Raw genomic sequence first — 16,886 nt, forward strand, 5'->3', positions numbered from 1 at the left:
TAAGTGGTATATCCATGCGGTCCATATTTAAGTTATCGTTCAATATTTCAGCAATGCAAGAAAAAGCTAACTTAAATGTTGGTACATGGTTAAGTATTTCTCGGCGGCAATATCCCAGCTAAAGTCCATCGCCATAGCCTGACGTTGTACTCGACGCCACTTAACTGGCTCAGCCCAAAGGGCAAACACCCGTCGAATAGCATCGTTTAATTCATTGACCTGACTGTCGCGGAAGATAAAACCGGTAGCTAATTTATCCGCCAGATTTTCCAGCGAGCAGTCAATGACGGTATCTGCCAGGCCACCGGTATATCTGACCAGCGGGAGGGTGCCGTATTTCAAGCCATAAAGCTGAGTTAATCCGCATGGCTCAAAGCGGCTGGGAACCAGAATGACATCTGCTGCGCCGATGATGTTGTGGGCCAGTGCTTCGTCATAACCAATATGTACCGCTATCTGTTTAGGGTACTGTTTGGCCATATCCAGCCAGGCATCCTGTAGGTGGGTATCACCACTACCCAACAGGACCAGTTGCCCCCCCAGTTCCAGCAGTTTTGGCAAAGATTCTAACAGCAAATCCAGACCCTTTTGACTACTCAGGCGACTTACCACACCAAACAGCGGCGCATCAGGGGTGACTGTCAGAGCCTGTTGATACTGCAGCGCTGCTTTGCATGCTGCTTTACCCGCCATCTTTCTCGGATGGTAATTTTCCGGCAGCAGTGGATCGGTTAATGGATTCCATATTTGATAGTCAACGCCGTTGAGAATACCGGTTAACTTACCGTGATATTGACGCTGCTCAAGCAGGTTTTCCATACCAAAACCGTACTCTGATTGGGTTATCTCTTTGGCATATGTTGGGCTGACGGCGGTGATCATATCCGCGTAATACAGACCCGCTTTGAGATAGGAAATTTGCCCGTAGAACTCCAGCCCGTCAGGTTGCATAAAATGAGAGGGAAGATGAAGCTCATGCAAATGTCGGGCAGAAAATTGTCCCTGATAGGCCAGGTTATGCACGGTAAATACCGAGCGAGCCGGATAGCCACGAGCAGCTAGATAGGCACCTGCCAGTCCGGCATGCCAGTCGTGGGCGTGAACAATTTCAGGCTGCCAGTAAGGGTCAATCGCGCAAGCCAGTTCACAGGCAACCCAGCCTAATAACGCAAAGCGTTTATAGTTATCAGCATACTCATGCTGGGCACCATCGTGGTAAGGACTGCCAGGACGATCGTAAAGATGCGGTGCATCAATCAGATAGATTCCCACGCCATTATAAGTGCCATAACGTAGGGTTATTTTACCGGCAAAGGTCTCTTGTTCGGCGACCAGTGAGGTTTCTCCAATGCCTTTCATCAAGGCGGGAAAGCCGGGCATCAGCAGGCGAACATCGGCCCCTGCGGCAATCTGAGCTGCGGGAAGGGCACCGAGTACATCAGCCAGTCCTCCCGTTTTTAATAGCGGGTACAACTCAGAACATGCGTGTAAAACTCGCATCCTAACTCCTGTCTGAAAATAGAAACATCCCGGTTTGCGATGATCCGCGAAACCGGGTTAAATATTAAACATAGTGAATGTTCACCAGACTTTTGGGGCATCCAGTTATAATTTCGCCAGCATCTCTTTGGTGATTAAAACTATACCCCCTTCTGAGCGGTGGAAACGGCGCTGATCTTCTTCCACATTTTCCCCCACCACTAAACCTTCCGGTAAGTGGCAGCCCCGGTCAATAATACAGCGACGTAAACGGCAAGAGCGGCCAACGTACACATCCGGTAGCAATACGGTGGAGTCAATGGTACAGAAGGAGTTAATCCGAACTCTTGGGAACAGCACTGAATTCACCAGAACCGAACCGGAAATAATACAACCAGCGCTAATCAGCGAGTTCATGGTCATGCCGTGACTGCCGGAACGGTCCTGTACGAACTTAGCCGGTGGTAGTGGCTCCATATAGGTACGGATTGGCCAGGTTTTGTTATACATGTCTAACTCAGGGGTAACCGATGCCAGATCGAGGTTAGCACTCCAGTAAGCGTCAATAGTTCCAACGTCACGCCAGTAAGGTTCAGCATTTACGTCAGACGTTACGCAGGAAAGATTAAATGGATGTGCCCATGCTACGCCCTGAGAAACGGCTTTAGGGATTAAATCTTTACCAAAGTCATGATGGGTTTCCATGTTCAGGCTCTCTTCTTCCAGCAGTTTGTAGAGATACTGAGCATTGAATACATAAACCCCCATACTGGCTAAAGACATATCCGGCTGATCGGGCATCGCCGGTGGATTCGCAGGTTTCTCCAGGAACTGAAGAATGCGTTCATCTTCTGCTATATCCATGACGCCAAATTCAGAAGCGGCTTCACGCGGTACGGCAATACAGGCCACGGTACACTGGCTGCCTTTTTCTACATGGTCCAGCAGCATGCGCGAGTAGTCCATCTTGTAAATATGGTCACCAGCCAGGATAACAATATATTCAGCCTTATAGCGGCGGATAATATCCAGGTTTTGATAAATAGCGTCAGCGGTGCCACGGTACCATTCTTCATGGTCTTCGCGTTGCTGAGCCGGTAGCAGGTCAACAAACTCATTCATCTCTTCATTCAGAAATGACCAGCCGCGTTGGATATGTTGTACCAATGAATGGGAATGATATTGGGTCAGAACGCCAATACGACGGATCCCTGAGTTCATGCAGTTCGACAAAGCAAAGTCGATAATGCGGAATTTTCCGCCAAAGTGTACTGCGGGTTTTGCTCGTTTGGAGGTTAAATCCTTCAGGCGTGACCCACGTCCTCCGGCAAGTATCAATGCCACAGACTGCTTAGGCAATTGTCTCGCTAGCATAAGTTGTTGATTGGTATTCTGCTTAACCTCTTTTCCTGCAGCCATCTTAAAATCCTATGTAATCAAATGAGTCAATAAATACCGATACCGGTATGGTTAAATTTATGAGTTTCTATTGCGTAACACGCTAATACTGCGAGGTGACGCAATACATTTGGTATCGCCCACACCAATATCAGCAACGGAGAACGGCGGGGCGATATGCCATTGTCCGGAAGGTAAATTCAGGGTTTGTAGTTGGTCGGTACGATTAATGACAACAAGCCATGCCCCGGACAGTAAAATCTGTAGCGGAGGTGGCTCAGCACGTTCCCATTCATCCGCTGACATGGGGTGTCCCTGTGCGTTAAGCCACATCACGTCTTGATTGCCGTTTGTTGATGTGGCTTTGCCTGTCCACCATGCTTCGGTAGTTAAGGCAGGGATCTGCTTACGCAGCGCTATCAGACCAGAGGTAAACGTCAGCAGCGTTTGATCGGCCTGAATCCAGTTAAGCCAGGTCAGGGGAGAGTCCTGACAGTAGGCATTGTTATTACCCTGCTGACTATTGCCCAGTTCATCACCGGCCAGCAGCATTGGTGTTCCCTGTGATAACAACAGGGTGGTTAGAAGTACACGAGCGCTGGCGTTACGGCGCTGTAATGTTGCTTCATCCGCCTCCAATCCTTCGATACCGTGGTTATAGCTGTAATTATTGCTGTTGCCATCACGGTTCTGTTCACCGTTTGCCTGATTATGTTTTTGATTAAAACTAACCAAATCTCGTAGGGTGAAACCATCGTGGGAAGTGATTTTATTAATCGATGCGTATGGCAAACGCTGATGGTGTTGAAAAACGTCGCTGGAGGCAGCATAGCGACGGGCAAAAAGCCCCAGCGCTGAAGGCTGCTGTAGCCAGAAACTGCGCATATTGTCGCGGAAGTGGTCGTTCCATTCGGCCAAAGGCGCGGGAAAATGACCCGACTGATAGCCGCCCTGACCAATATCCCAGGGTTCTGCAATCAGTTTGAGTTTTGACAGAATCGGATCGTGCTGTAATTGCGTCAATAGCGGCGATTCCGGGGAGAAATCGGGAGTTCTGCCCAATACAGAGGCTAAATCAAAACGGAAGCCATCAACATGGCATTCGGTAGCCCAGAAGCGCAGACAATCTAATACCCATTGCATGGCGGCTGGTTGTGTGAGCTTCAGGGTGTTACCGCACCCGGTCCAGTTATGATAGTCACCCTGTTCATCAAGCCAGTAATAGCTGGCATTATCAATGCCGCGCAGCGATAGCACCGGCCCGAGGAGGTCCAACTCTGCGGTGTGGTTAAACACCACGTCCAGAATGACTTCAATACCTGCCTGATGTAGCGCTTTCACCATATCGCGGAATTCTGACAGTGGCGTAGAGTCAGGGCGCTGAGACCAGTAACCCGGCTCTATGGCAAAAGGTGCCAGCACGTTATAGCCCCAGTAATTGGTTAAACCAAGCTGTTGCAGACGAGGTTCATCAACATGAAGTTGAACCGGCAGCAGTTCCAGTGCCGTAATTCCCAGCTTTTTTAGATATTGGATCATCACCGGATGAGCGATACCTGCGTAGGTTCCCCGCAAAATTGCCGGAATATCCGGATGGGTTTTGGTCAGGCCGCGAACGTGGGCTTCATAAATGATGGTTTCAGACCATGGTGTTTGCGGTAGTGCATCATTTTGCCAGTCATAACTTTCGCTGGTCACTATGCTTTTGGGCATAACGGAGGCACTGTCTGCGCTGTCGGGATGATCGTTAGCATCGCTCAGCAATGGGCTATCCATTACTGAGCCATCCAGTGCCTGAGAATAAGGGTCGATTAGCAGTTTGTGCGGATTGAAACGGAATCCTCGCTGAGGATCCCAAGGCCCATGCACCCGGTAGCCGTAACGTAATCCGGGCACTCCGGTTGGCAGATAGCCGTGCCAGATATCACCGGTTCGCGAAGGTAGCATCAGGCGCTGTTCTTCACCGTTCTGGTTAAACAGACACAGCTCAACGTTTTCAGCCTGTGCTGAATAGAGCGCAAAATTGACACCCTGACCATCAAAATGGCTGCCAAGAGGATACGGGCTACCTGCCGCTAAAGTGACCGTCATGCTATTAAGCCTCCCGTTGCAGATAAAGGGTAGAGAGCGGTGGCAATACCAGGCTTAACGAGTGCGCCCGATTGTGCGACGGTATCTCTTCACTATGAACACCACCAAGATTACCGGCATTACTGCCGCGATAATATTCAGAGTCGGTATTCAGAATTTCCTGATACTGCCCCGGCAGGTTAATGCCGACACGGTAGTTTTCCCGCAGTACCGGGGTGAAGTTACTGATGACAATCACTTCATTGCCCGATTCATCGCGACGTATAAAGGCAAAGACAGAATTCTGATGATCGTCGACCACTAACCATTCAAACCCATTTTCAGCATAGTCCAATTGAGACAGCGGAGCCTGCTGTTGATAGCAATGGTTAAGATCGCGGACCAGATTCTGTACTCCGTTATGCCAGCCGCCGTGAATAGGGTCTAACAGATGCCAGTCAAGGCTACCGTCGTGGTTCCATTCGCGGCCTTGAGCAAATTCGCCCCCCATAAACAGCAGTTTCTTGCCGGGATGGGCCCACATAAAGCCGTAGTAAGCGCGCAGGTTAGCGAATTGCTGCCAGGTATCACCTGGCATACGCCCAAGCAGTGAACGTTTGCCATGTACCACTTCGTCATGAGACAGAGGGAGAACAAAGTTTTCCGTATGGGCGTAATACATGCCAAAGGTCATTAAGTTGTGGTGATACTGGCGATATACCGGATCCAGCTTCATGTAGTCCAGCGTGTCGTGCATCCAACCCAGATTCCACTTGTAGTGGAAACCTAATCCACCGGCTTCCGGCGGTAAGGTGACACCGGCAAAATCGGTAGACTCTTCTGCCACGGTGATAGCACCAGGACATTCAATACCAATGGTTTTATTGGTATAGCGAATAAATTCAATGGCTTCGAGGTTTTCATTGCCGCCGTACTGGTTTGGTATCCATTCGCCTTCTGCCCGGCTGTAATCCCGATAGACCATGGAAGCGACGGCATCAACCCGTAGCCCATCAATGCCAAATCGTTCCATCCAATAGAGGGCATTACCAGCCAGATAGTTTCTCACTTCATGGCGGCTATAGTTATAAATCAGGGTATTCCAGTCCTGATGGTAGCCTTCTCGCGGGTCGGAATATTCAAACTGTGCGGTACCATCAAACTGTGCCAGACCGTGATCGTCACTGGGGAAGTGGGCCGGAACCCAATCCAGCAGAATATTTATGCCGGCCTGATGAGCGGTTTCGATCAGGTAGCGAAAATCCTCTAAGGTGCCAAAACGGCGGGTTGGAGCATACATGCCAACCGGCTGATAGCCCCAGGAACCGTCAAACGGGTGCTCATTAATCGGCAGAAGTTCGATATGGGTAAAGCCCATATCTTTAACATAAGGTATTAACTGCTCGGCCAGTTCACGGTAGCTAAGCCAGCTATTATCGTGCAGGTGACGCCGCCAGGAGCCCAAATGAACCTCGTAGACAGACATAGGCGCAGTAAAGTCATTTGCCTGGCGGCGTTGTTGGGTCATTGTCACTCGTGATGGCAGTTGGCTAACGCGAGATGCGGTATCAGGACGCATTTCGGCAGCAAAAGCATAAGGATCGGCTTTCAGGCGTGTGACATTATTGCAGTCGATAATTTCATATTTATACAGCTGACCTTCATGTATATGAGGAATGAACAACTCCCAGATACCACTTTCTCTGCGAAATCTCATTGGGTGCCTGCGGCCATCCCAGAAGTTGAAGTCGCCAACTACCGAAACCCGGGTAGCATTAGGTGCCCAAACGGCAAAAGTGACGCCATCTACGTTATCCAGACTGGTGAGATGCGCGCCAAGTCGTTCATAAGGTCGTAGATGGGTGCCTTCTGACAGCAGCCAGGCATCCATCTCCTGTAATAAAGGACCAAAACGATAGGGATCTTCAATGATCTGCTGGGCATCACCCCAATCAATCATTAACTGGTAGCGGTAGGGTGTCTCACTGGGGGAAAGAGTACCGGAGAAAAAGCCGGTCTGATCGGTTTGCGTTAGCGTAAGCAGTATCTTTTGCGTGTCTTTGTCCAAAACGCTGACCTGAGTAGCATCAGGAGCAAAGGTGCGGATGGCATAGCCATCTGCGGTTTTATGAATCCCCAAAATCGAGAATGGGTCTGCATAATGGCCGGAAGTTAGTTGTTGGATCGTGCCTCTGTCAATAGTGCCGGACATCCATATTCTCCCAATATGTTATTTATTGGCTCAAATAAAAGACCAGCCAATAAAAAATATAATATCGCTAATTAATCGGCGCGATATTAAATAAGTGCCTTGTTTTACCTTACTGAATCATCAGATTAAAACTGTGAGTTAGTTCTTGTAATTCATATAATAGCAGACATACCGCTCATTCAGCCAAATAGATATCTCTCATTTATTATAACTAAGGGTATCAATGACAGACGGTAAATAAGATATCAATCTTAAGTTTTCATATGAAATTTGGTGATAAAACCCTTTTAAATAATAATACTTGAGTTTCATTTTTTAAATTAAATCAATATAAATCAATCGGTAATGATTTTATTAATGTGTTTTGTATTGTACTGGTTACCTGAAGAATTTATTAACATTCCCGATGCTCCAATAAATACTATTGATATTGGTGATGATTAATTCAGGTACCAATACTTTGACTGATAGCTTAATTAATATATTCATACTTATTATTAGCATAACCACCTTTTCAGCTGCTGCCAGCCTGCAATTTTATATTGTCTGACAAATAAAGCCTGTTTTGATGTCACGTCATTATTTTCTGTTATGTAACAGTTAATTCTTTATGATTATTTTTAGTCAGATTACCGTAGGAATTATCTGGCATAATGGGATGAATGCGTGCGGTTAATGCACTTTAATGAGTGAATTAATTCATTTTTGATTACATGTAATCAAAAATGATAGAAGTGTTAGCAGGGTCACAGTATGATAGCGGTGATTAAATATAATCATAACTGACCAATAAAAATCACTATGCTGAGGATACAATGAATATTAAAAAATCGATAGAGAAAATCCCTGGCGGCATGATGGTGGTTCCATTAGTTTTAGGCGCCATTATCAATACATTTATACCGGAAGCACTTCAGATTGGTGGGTTTACCACGGCACTGTTTAAGGGCGGGGCAGCACCACTGATTGGCGCATTTCTTTTATGTATGGGTGCGGGGATAAGCATTAAAGCTGCTCCTCGTGCTTTGCTGCAGGGCGGTACTATTACATTAACCAAATTGCTGGTTGCGGTTGCAATCGGTCTTGCTGTTGAGCGTTTCTTTGGTGCAGATGGTATTTTCGGGTTAACCGGACTGGCTATTATTGCTGCAATGAGTAACTCAAACGGTGGACTGTATGCAGCATTGGTAGGGGAGTTTGGTAATGAGCGTGATGTTGGCGCGATTTCCATTCTGTCACTGAATGATGGTCCTTTCTTTACCATGATCGCATTAGGCGCGGCCGGTATGGCCAACATCCCTATGATGGCACTGGTAGCGGTACTGGTTCCATTAGTAGTAGGAATGATTCTGGGTAACCTTGACCCACAAATGCGTGATTTCCTGACCAAAGGTGGTCCGCTGCTGATTCCTTTCTTTGCTTTTGCATTAGGTGCGGGTATCGATCTGCATATGTTGCTGAAAGGCGGTCTGGCAGGGATCGCACTGGGTGTTCTGACCACATTGGTTGGCGGCTTCTTCAATATTAAAGCGGATCGTTTAGTCGGTGGTTCTGGCGTTGCCGGTGCGGCGGCGTCCAGTACGGCAGGTAATGCGGTGGCAACACCGTTGGCAATAGCCACGGCTGACCCATCGTTGACTGAGATAGCCAATGCGGCAGCGCCATTAATTGCTGCATCAGTTATTACCACGGCTATTTTGGTTCCTATTCTCACCTCTTGGGTGGCGAAACGTAACGCTCGCTTAGCTGGAGAAAACTAAGATGAAAATGCTGGTCATTGCAGATGATTTTACCGGTGCCAACGATACGGGCGTTCAACTGGCTAAAAAAGGTGCCCGTACAGATGTGCTGTTGCATGAAAAACCATTACGTAGCCATAAAGCAGATGTTTTGGTCATCAATACGGAAAGTCGAGCTGCAACTGCCCGGCAGGCAGCGGAGAGCGTTACCCGGGCTATTAACGCCCAGCTCTCCGCTGATAGTTCAGCACTGTTAGTGTATAAGAAGATTGATTCTACTTTTCGAGGTAACGTTGGCGCCGAAATTGAGGCCGGTATGAAGGCCAGTGGTGCAAAAATTGCACTGGTGGCTGCCGCTATCCCTGCGGCAGGCCGGGTTACGCTCAATGGATTATGTCTGGTGAATCGTATTCCTCTGGTAGAGACCGAATTTGCCAGTGACCCCAAAACGCCAATTCACTCATCACGTATTCGGGACATCATCGCTGAACAAACCACATTACCTATTCATGAAATTTCCCTTGTTCAGGTACGTTCAGGCAAGTTAGTCGGGGTCATTAAGCAACTGGCTCAGGGGCCGGAATGCATAGTGGTGTTAGATGCTGAAGTAGAGAGCGATTTATCTGCCATTGCCGATACGCTTATCACTCTGGATCAGCCTTATTTACTGGTGGGTGCGGCAGGATTTGCCGGTGCTTTACCTTCCGAACTCTACCTTAAACCACGGGAACGACTGCCGGTCCTGGTTGTTGCAGGCTCAATGAGCGAAGCGACACGTAAACAAATTATGTATGCCGAGAGGGAGAAGTCTCTGGCGATCGTTGAGGTAGACGTTGAAAAGCTGCTCGGTGCAGAGAGCCAGAGCGAAACGAAACAGATTATTACGCAGGCGGCAGAGGTATTGCGTCAACATCAACACTGTGTGTTGCGCACCTGTAGGGATGAGGCCGCCCGTCAGAAGATTGACCAACTGTGTGAACGCTATCAACTTAGCCGTCAGCAGTTAGGTGACAAAATTAGCTCAATCCTGGGGACGATAACGCTTGAACTGCTGGCCCTGTCGCAAATTGGCGGACTATTCCTGACCGGTGGGGATATTGCCATTGCCGTTGCGCGAGCGCTGAATGCAGAAGGTTATCGTATTTCCGCTGAGGTTTCCCCTTGTATCCCTTGTGGCACATTCGTTAACAGCGAAATTGATGACTTGCCGGTAATTACCAAAGCAGGGGGATTTGGTGCGGATAACGCCCTGAGCGACGCCATTTATTTTATCGAGGAGATGTATCATGGGAAGTAAAACCATTGCCGTCACTATGGGAGATCCGGCAGGGATCAGTCCGGAAATTATTATCAAAGCGCTGGCTGGCGGCAGTTTATCCGGTGCACCGGCAGTTGTGATTGGCTGTCTGCATACTTTACGTCGCGTGCAGGCATTGGGTATTGTTCCCGCAGTGGAACTGCGGGAGATTCAGCAGGTATCAGAAGCTCAATTCACGCCGGGAGTTATTCACGTTCTGAATGAACTATTGGCAGATCCGGAAGCGCTGGTACCAGGTAAGGTTCAGCCGCAGGCGGGTGATTTAGCCTATCGTTGTATTAAACGTGCAACAGATCTGGCTCTGGCTGGAGAAGTACAGGCTATTGCTACCGCGCCATTGAATAAAGAAGCATTGCATTCAGCTGGTCATCTCTATCCGGGACATACCGAACTATTGGCTAAGCTGACTAATACTCGTGATTACGCCATGGTGTTGTATACCGATACCCTGAAAGTGATCCATGTGACCACCCATATTGCACTGCGTAAATTCCTTGATACGTTAAATCGCGACCGGGTTGAGACGGTGATTGGTATGGCTGATACCTTCTTAAGACGCGTTGGTTTTGATCATCCACGTATTGCCGTTGCTGGAGTAAACCCACATGCAGGAGAGAACGGCCTGTTTGGCGATGAAGAGATCAAAATATTAACTCCATCTATTGAAGCCATGAAAGCTAAAGGCATTGATGTTTACGGTCCTTGTGCACCTGATACCGTATTTTTACAGGCTAATGAAGGTCGCTATGACATGGTGGTTGCCATGTATCACGATCAGGGGCATATACCGCTGAAGCTATTAGGTTTTCATGATGGGGTAAATATCACCGCCGGATTACCGTTTATTCGGACTTCCGCCGATCACGGTACCGCATTTGATATTGCGTGGACAGGTAAAGCCAAATCTGAGAGCATGGGAATATCCATAGAGTTAGCTCTGAAACTTGCCTGATATACGAGTGCCATGAAAGGACAAAGCCGTCTGGACCAGATTATGGACTATTTAAAAAGTCATAATCTGGTCACCGTTGAACAGTTAGTTGCGGCGATTGATGCCTCACCGGCAACCATTCGTCGTGACCTGATTAAGCTGGATAAGCAGGGTGTGATTATTCGTAGTCATGGTGGTGTGACTCTTGATCGCTTTATTCCCGACCAACCCACCACTAACGAAAAGATTCATCGTAACCAGCATGAGAAGCAAGCTATTGCCCAGTATGCTGCCGGTATGGTGAAAGCCGGTGATTCCGTAGTGCTGGATGCCGGAACCACCATGATGGAGCTGGCGCGTCATTTGACTCATTTACCATTGCGAGTGATCACCACCGACCTGCATATCGCGCTGTTTTTGTCTGCGTTTAAGCAAATCGAAGTGACCATTATTGGTGGCAGAATCGATGACAGTAGCCAGTCCTGTATTGGTGACCATGGTCGTCGACTGCTGAGAAATATCTATCCTGATGTAGCCTTTGTCAGCTGTAATTCCTGGAGTCTGGAGCGGGGTATTACTACGCCAACGGAAGAAAAAGCGGGATTAAAGCAAGATTTAGCCGCCAATGGCCGCAAGCGAGTTTTACTGGCAGATAGCAGCAAATATGGTGCTTATTCGCTGTTTTGCGTAACACCACTCAATACGCTGACGGATATTGTCACCGACAAAGGATTAACGCCTGAGGTTCAGCATAAATTACGACAGCAGCCATTTGTATTAAAGCTGGTGTAATCAGTGACTATTCTGTGTCAAACAGAATAGTCACTATCAATGCTATTTATCTCAGGCCCGAATATCCTGATATTCAGGGGTAGTATCAAACTCATGTTTAGCGAAAGGGCATAACGGAATAATCTTCCGATGTTCGCCGCGCATCTTCTCCACGACTTTATATACCAGTTTCTTGCCTACACCCTGACCCTTTAGTTTTTCATCAACATAGGTATGGTCAATAATAGTCAGCTTCTCCCCGGTGGGAACAAAGGCCACCTCCGCCAGCATGTTGCCGTCTTTGTCATTGACATAGAAACGATTTTCACCTTCAAGAATGTTAATTTCCATACTATTTCTCTCTGTATTGCAGGGCACCGCTCGGGCAGGTATCAATCACGCGTTTAACTTCTTCGACGCTGGCATTATCCGGCATAATCCAGGGTTTGCGAGACAGTTTGAAAATGTTGGCATTTCCACGCACGCAGTTGCCTGAGTGCTGACACATGGTGGTATTAAAATAGACATCGATTTTTTCGCCGGTATAGCAGCGATAGCCTTTCTCTATTAGTTCATTGCTCATAAAATGCTCACTTAATTTATTGTGATTATCTTGCTACCTGTTAAGTATAGATAACTGTTTTAAAAAGGCATTAGGATTTATTCAGAAACAAAGAAGGGGCGAAATCGCCCCTTACTGACAGAGGATGACGATCACCAGAAGTGGGAGCCGTATCCCCACATTAATACCGTAATGGCTAATAAGGCTTCCAGCACCAGTATGCCTAAGGCCAGCGTTGAACTGGAGAAGATAAATCCTTCGCTACGATCGATATTCAGAAAAGTTGGGATACCTGAATAGAGCAGGTAGGCGCAATAACACAGGCCAATAATGCCTGCTAACAGACAGAGCCATACTAATGGGTAGACTGCAACTAACCCGCTCAAAAACATAGGGGTCGCAGTGTAGCCAGCAAAAATGATACAGCGCTCAAGACTGGGAGATTGAGCATAGCGACGAGCCATCAGATGGATAATCCTGCCGACAACGGCCACCGCAGCCAGCAACATGCCATAAAAGATAATGGCAATATAAGCGGCAGTGAATAGCGATACCTTTACAGGAGGCTCATCACCAACCATCCAGCCAAACTGAGTAGTTCCTATAAATGAGCAGACAACAGGAACGGCTGCCAGAACCAGAAGATTACGGGTATAGAGATGGGAAACGGTTTCCTTCTCTTGACTGATTTGTTGGAATTCACGGCCAGGATGGGCCAGAAGTCCCCATACATGATTGAACATCATATGACACCTCCGAGCTTACTGAAAACTCTGTCAGGTAAGATAGCCAGTCTGAGCATTCAGGTTTCTTCTACGGTCACTTGTTAAGTATATAAACCGGGAGATGAAATGGTGGGGGTGTGGGGAATAATTGTATTTCAAATCTTATCAACCAGCCGGGAGACGGCAGGTTGATAACAGAAGGATCAGCTTGCTTTTTCAGCGTTTTTCTTTGGCTTAAGTTTGCCAAGCAGTGTAACTACCAGTAACACCACGGCACCGGCAACAACGCCAAACAGCATATTGAGAACGGTAGGAGTCAGCATATTTAGAATGCTGCCAACGGTTGGTAAAGTTAATACTGAAACTGATGCGCCCTCAATAAGGTGGTGAATCATCGGTAATCCATGGGTAAGAATACCGCCGCCCACCATAAACATTGCCGCTGTACCAACGATGGATAAGGTTTTCATCAGATAAGGGGTAACATTAACCAGACCATTGCCAATTAAGCGGGCAATACTGGCCTTTTTACGGCTCAGATAGAAACCCACATCATCCAGTCTGACAATACCCGCGACTAAACCGTAAACACCAACTGTCATCACAATAGCAATGCCGGACATCACCAGAACCTGTTGTAAAAAACCGGTATGTGCAACGGTGCCCAGAGTAATAGCAATGATTTCTGCGGATAAAATAAAGTCGGTTCTGATGGCGCCTTTAATCTTTTGCGTCTCATAGGTAGCAATTTCTTCAGGGGACAGGGCTGGCGTCTCCTGATGCTCACTTTCTGTACTGGCTGTTTTAGGATGTAGAAACTTATGGGCTAACTTCTCAAAACCTTCATAACAAAGGAAAGCACCACCGACCATCAGCAACGGAGTTACCGCCCAGGGGATAAAGGCACTGATTGCCAACGCTAATGGCACCAGAATCAATTTATTCAAAAATGACCCTTTGGCTACGGCCCAGACTACCGGTAATTCTCTGTCTGCCCGAACGCCGCTTACCTGTTGTGCATTGAGCGCTAAATCATCACCCAGTACACCAGAGGTTTTTTTTGCGGCGACCTTGGTCATTAGTGCAACGTCATCCAGAACAGCTGCAATATCATCTAATAATGCGAGTAAACTACTTCCTGCCAATTTAAAAACTCCTGCAAAAAGGGAATCAAAGTGTCCTTACTGATAATGGAGGCAAAGCTTACCTGATGGGATGTTGGCTGCCTACAGAAAACTTCCAGACTACTACCTTTGAGTAGTCTCCAGAGACTTCTGTTTTTTATAATTCTTCGCGGCGGCAGGCACTGGCGGAGCCTCTCCGGTTTCCATCCATTTGCGTAAACGGTTTGCGTCGGCAAAATGAGTGTATTTACCAAATGCGTCCAGAACGACTAAGGTCACATCCCGATTAGCAATGGTGGTGCGCATCGCCAGACAATGCCCGGCTTTGTTGGTAAATCCGGTTTTAGTGAGTTGAATATCCCAGTCGCCTTTTTTTACCAGATAATTGGTATTACGGAAATCCAGGGTGTAAAGCGGGTTCTGGAAGGTGACGGTTTTTTCCTGCGTGGTGCTTAACTGACTAAGCAGAGGGTAGCGCTGAGAAGCAAAAAGTAATTTTGTCAGGTCGCTGGCAGTCGAGACATTCTGTTCAGACAGCCCCGTAGGTTCGACATAGTGGGTATGGGTCATACCCAATGCTTGTGCCTTATCATTCATTGCCTGAATGAAAGCATGATAACCACCAGGGTAGTTATGGGCTAATGCCGCCGCTGCCCGGTTTTCCGATGACATCAACGCCAGCAGCAGCATATCTTCACGGGAGATTTTACTACCCACTTTGACTCGAGAGTAAACGCCTTCCAGCTCATGGGTTTGACTGATCGTCACTGGAATAACTTCAGATAATAGTAGCTGTTTGTCCAGGACTACCATCGCTGTCATTAGCTTGGTAATTGATGCAATAGGAACCACTTTATTTGGCGCAGCAGAATAAATCACCTGACGATTCTTCATATCAATCACTAAAGCACTACCGGAGGCAATTTCAGGTTGAGACAAAACGGCTGGTACTGTAGATGATTGCGAATTGGCCAAAGCTTGAGGTAATGAGATTGTACCAATAGAGCACAACAATAAACCTAACAGGGAATAACGAAATTTTATGCGCATAGTGACCAATATTATTTCAGAGAAAGGGTTGGGATGATGTTAATTGTGGCAAGTATAAATGAGGTTATTGTTTTTCGCCTATGGGGTGATATGTAATTAATTGTTTTAAACCCAAAGCATAAAGGCTGGGTTGAATAATCAAACCAGCCTTTATGCATTTAAATAATAATATTACCCCTGACGAACCTTCTGTTTTTTAGTGTTTTTACTGGCATCAGCAACCGGTAGCGACGGGGTAGTTTCTATCCAACTACGTAGTCGGTTAGCGTCAGCAAAATGGGTATATTTGCCATAGGCATCTAACATCACTAATGCCACTTCCCGATTACCAATAACGGTGCGCATTGTCAGACAGCGGCCTGCTTTATTAGTAAAACCAGTTTTAGTTAACTGAATGCTCCAGTCATGGTCACGAATCAGATGGTTAGTATTGCGAAACTCAAGGGCATAGCGTGGGTTTTCAAAAGAAACCATTTTCTCCGGAGTGGTGCTAAGCTGGCTAAGCAGAGGGTATTTTTTTGTCGCCATAACCAGTTTGCTGAGATCACGGGCGGTTGACACATTCTTCTCTGATAATCCGGTAGGCTCTACATAACGAGTGTGAGTCATTCCCAGCGATTTAGCCTTTGCATTCATTGCACGAATAAATGCTTTATAACCACCAGGATAATTGTGCGCCAGACTGGCAGCTGCACGATTTTCCGATGACATCAATGCCAACAGCAGCATATCTTTACGGGTAATTTCACTACCCACCTTAACTCTGGAGTAAACCCCTTTTAATTCAGCGGTTTGATTTATTCTGACCGGAATAACCTGAGTTAACGGCTGCTTAGCATCGAGAACTACCATGGCAGTCATTAACTTTGTAATAGAAGCAATCGGAACAACTTTATCCGGATTGGTGGCATAAATAACCTTACGGGTATTTATATCTACAACCAGCGCGCTTTGGGACGAAAGACCTATTTGTGGTGATGAAGCTGTTGATGCTGCTTTATTGCTTTTAGCCATGGCCTCGGGCATTGCCACGACGCTGGAAGACAGGATGAGCAGGCTCAATAAAGAAAATCGAATTTTTTTTTGCATAGTTTGCTGACTTCCATTGAGTTATCGGTATAGAACAGGATGTTCTGCTGCTGAAATTATAATTTATAGTTATGCAATTCGCACAGGCAATTTGTGGCATATCGACATAATAAAAGGGCAGTTATTTGTAAAAAAATGTATGCGTGTACTTTTAGGAAATATCATCCTTTAAGCATAATTAAGTTGTTAACAGCATCAGAGACAACCTTCATATATTTAGTCTTATCCAATTTGAAAACAAGGAAGGGTTTTATTTAAGGATTAATGAGATTCATTAAGCATGATCTTTTATTATTTTTTTGCAATTTCTTATTAATTTTAAGTAATTGAAAATTTAATTTAAATGTTAATAAATTAATATTCTTCTTTATTTTAATTTAAATTATTTAATGTACGCTTTTTATTAAATAAATCTGAG

At 46.6% G+C, this 16,886-nt stretch carries 14 protein-coding genes; 4 read left to right on the forward strand and 10 right to left on the reverse strand.

Annotated features, from left to right (window positions below):
• Positions 1-66: 66 nt before the first annotated feature.
• From glgA to glgB, 4 genes are all read right to left on the reverse strand, one after another.
• Positions 67-1,500, reverse strand: coding sequence for a glycogen synthase GlgA (gene glgA, locus GOL65_RS18830; protein ID WP_140917982.1), 1,434 nt, complete (start codon positions 1,498-1,500; stop codon positions 67-69).
• A gap of 105 nt (positions 1,501-1,605) precedes the next feature.
• Positions 1,606-2,898 (reverse strand): glucose-1-phosphate adenylyltransferase, encoded by a 1,293-nt coding sequence (gene glgC, locus GOL65_RS18835; RefSeq protein WP_140917981.1) that lies wholly within the window; start codon positions 2,896-2,898, stop codon positions 1,606-1,608.
• Positions 2,899-2,955: 57 nt separating this feature from the next.
• Positions 2,956-4,968 (reverse strand): glycogen debranching protein GlgX, encoded by a 2,013-nt coding sequence (gene glgX, locus GOL65_RS18840; protein ID WP_140917980.1) that lies wholly within the window; start codon positions 4,966-4,968, stop codon positions 2,956-2,958.
• Positions 4,969-4,972: 4 nt separating this feature from the next.
• A complete protein-coding gene (gene glgB, locus GOL65_RS18845) occupies positions 4,973-7,159 on the reverse strand; it encodes a 1,4-alpha-glucan branching protein GlgB (RefSeq protein ID WP_140917979.1) in 2,187 nt (728 codons plus the stop codon).
• A gap of 815 nt (positions 7,160-7,974) precedes the next feature.
• Here glgB and GOL65_RS18850 point away from each other — a divergent pair.
• The 4 genes from GOL65_RS18850 to GOL65_RS18865 are packed head-to-tail and all read left to right on the forward strand — an operon-like array spanning position 7,975 to position 11,939.
• A complete protein-coding gene (locus GOL65_RS18850; protein ID WP_140917978.1) occupies positions 7,975-8,919 on the forward strand; it encodes a 2-keto-3-deoxygluconate permease 1 in 945 nt (314 codons plus the stop codon).
• A gap of 1 nt (position 8,920) precedes the next feature.
• The gene (gene dtnK, locus GOL65_RS18855; protein WP_140917977.1) at positions 8,921-10,195 is read left to right on the forward strand and encodes a D-threonate kinase; all 1,275 of its coding nucleotides are present in this window, start codon (positions 8,921-8,923) and stop codon (positions 10,193-10,195) included.
• Positions 10,185-11,168, forward strand: coding sequence for a D-threonate 4-phosphate dehydrogenase (locus tag GOL65_RS18860; protein WP_140917976.1), 984 nt, complete (start codon positions 10,185-10,187; stop codon positions 11,166-11,168). Before dtnK ends, GOL65_RS18860 begins: the two co-directional genes overlap by 11 nt.
• 12 nt (positions 11,169-11,180) lie before the next feature.
• Positions 11,181-11,939, forward strand: a complete 759-nt coding sequence (locus GOL65_RS18865; RefSeq protein WP_140917975.1) for a DeoR/GlpR family DNA-binding transcription regulator — start codon at positions 11,181-11,183, stop codon at positions 11,937-11,939.
• 51 nt (positions 11,940-11,990) lie between these two features.
• Here the strand turns inward: GOL65_RS18865 and GOL65_RS18870 are convergent, their stop codons facing one another.
• The 6 genes from GOL65_RS18870 to pbpG (GOL65_RS18895) form a co-directional block, all read right to left on the reverse strand.
• A complete protein-coding gene (locus GOL65_RS18870; RefSeq protein WP_140918411.1) occupies positions 11,991-12,263 on the reverse strand; it encodes a GNAT family N-acetyltransferase in 273 nt (90 codons plus the stop codon).
• A gap of 7 nt (positions 12,264-12,270) precedes the next feature.
• On the reverse strand, positions 12,271-12,501 hold the full coding sequence (locus tag GOL65_RS18875; protein ID WP_140917974.1) for a (4Fe-4S)-binding protein: 231 nt from the start codon (positions 12,499-12,501) through the stop codon (positions 12,271-12,273).
• Positions 12,502-12,632: 131 nt separating this feature from the next.
• Positions 12,633-13,223 carry a Yip1 family protein gene (locus GOL65_RS18880; protein WP_140918410.1) on the reverse strand — a complete coding sequence of 197 codons (591 nt, stop codon included), beginning with the start codon at positions 13,221-13,223 and terminating at the stop codon, positions 12,633-12,635.
• 185 nt (positions 13,224-13,408) lie between these two features.
• Positions 13,409-14,350 (reverse strand): DUF808 domain-containing protein, encoded by a 942-nt coding sequence (locus tag GOL65_RS18885; protein WP_140917973.1) that lies wholly within the window; start codon positions 14,348-14,350, stop codon positions 13,409-13,411.
• A 102-nt stretch (positions 14,351-14,452) separates the two neighbouring features.
• The gene (gene pbpG, locus GOL65_RS18890) at positions 14,453-15,379 is read right to left on the reverse strand and encodes a D-alanyl-D-alanine endopeptidase (protein WP_140917972.1); all 927 of its coding nucleotides are present in this window, start codon (positions 15,377-15,379) and stop codon (positions 14,453-14,455) included.
• 171 nt (positions 15,380-15,550) lie between these two features.
• The gene (gene pbpG / locus GOL65_RS18895) at positions 15,551-16,468 is read right to left on the reverse strand and encodes a D-alanyl-D-alanine endopeptidase (protein WP_140917971.1); all 918 of its coding nucleotides are present in this window, start codon (positions 16,466-16,468) and stop codon (positions 15,551-15,553) included.
• Between the last annotated feature and the right edge of the window lie 418 nt (positions 16,469-16,886).

The organism is Limnobaculum xujianqingii (assembly GCF_013394855.1).
Classification (GTDB): domain Bacteria; phylum Pseudomonadota; class Gammaproteobacteria; order Enterobacterales; family Enterobacteriaceae; genus Limnobaculum; species Limnobaculum xujianqingii.

Coding starts and splice junctions, on each gene's coding strand:
- glgA (WP_140917982.1), bottom strand. CDS start 1,500: ATGCGAGTTTTACACGCATGTTCTGAGTTGTACCCGCTATTAAAAACG.
- glgB (WP_140917979.1), bottom strand. CDS start 7,159: ATGTCCGGCACTATTGACAGAGGCACGATCCAACAACTAACTTCCGGC.
- pbpG (WP_140917972.1), bottom strand. CDS start 15,379: ATGCGCATAAAATTTCGTTATTCCCTGTTAGGTTTATTGTTGTGCTCT.
- GOL65_RS18860 (WP_140917976.1), top strand. CDS start 10,185: ATGGGAAGTAAAACCATTGCCGTCACTATGGGAGATCCGGCAGGGATC.
- dtnK (WP_140917977.1), top strand. CDS start 8,921: ATGAAAATGCTGGTCATTGCAGATGATTTTACCGGTGCCAACGATACG.
- GOL65_RS18865 (WP_140917975.1), top strand. CDS start 11,181: ATGAAAGGACAAAGCCGTCTGGACCAGATTATGGACTATTTAAAAAGT.
- GOL65_RS18850 (WP_140917978.1), top strand. CDS start 7,975: ATGAATATTAAAAAATCGATAGAGAAAATCCCTGGCGGCATGATGGTG.
- GOL65_RS18880 (WP_140918410.1), bottom strand. CDS start 13,223: ATGTTCAATCATGTATGGGGACTTCTGGCCCATCCTGGCCGTGAATTC.
- pbpG (WP_140917971.1), bottom strand. CDS start 16,468: ATGCAAAAAAAAATTCGATTTTCTTTATTGAGCCTGCTCATCCTGTCT.
- glgC (WP_140917981.1), bottom strand. CDS start 2,898: ATGGCTGCAGGAAAAGAGGTTAAGCAGAATACCAATCAACAACTTATG.
- GOL65_RS18875 (WP_140917974.1), bottom strand. CDS start 12,501: ATGAGCAATGAACTAATAGAGAAAGGCTATCGCTGCTATACCGGCGAA.
- glgX (WP_140917980.1), bottom strand. CDS start 4,968: ATGACGGTCACTTTAGCGGCAGGTAGCCCGTATCCTCTTGGCAGCCAT.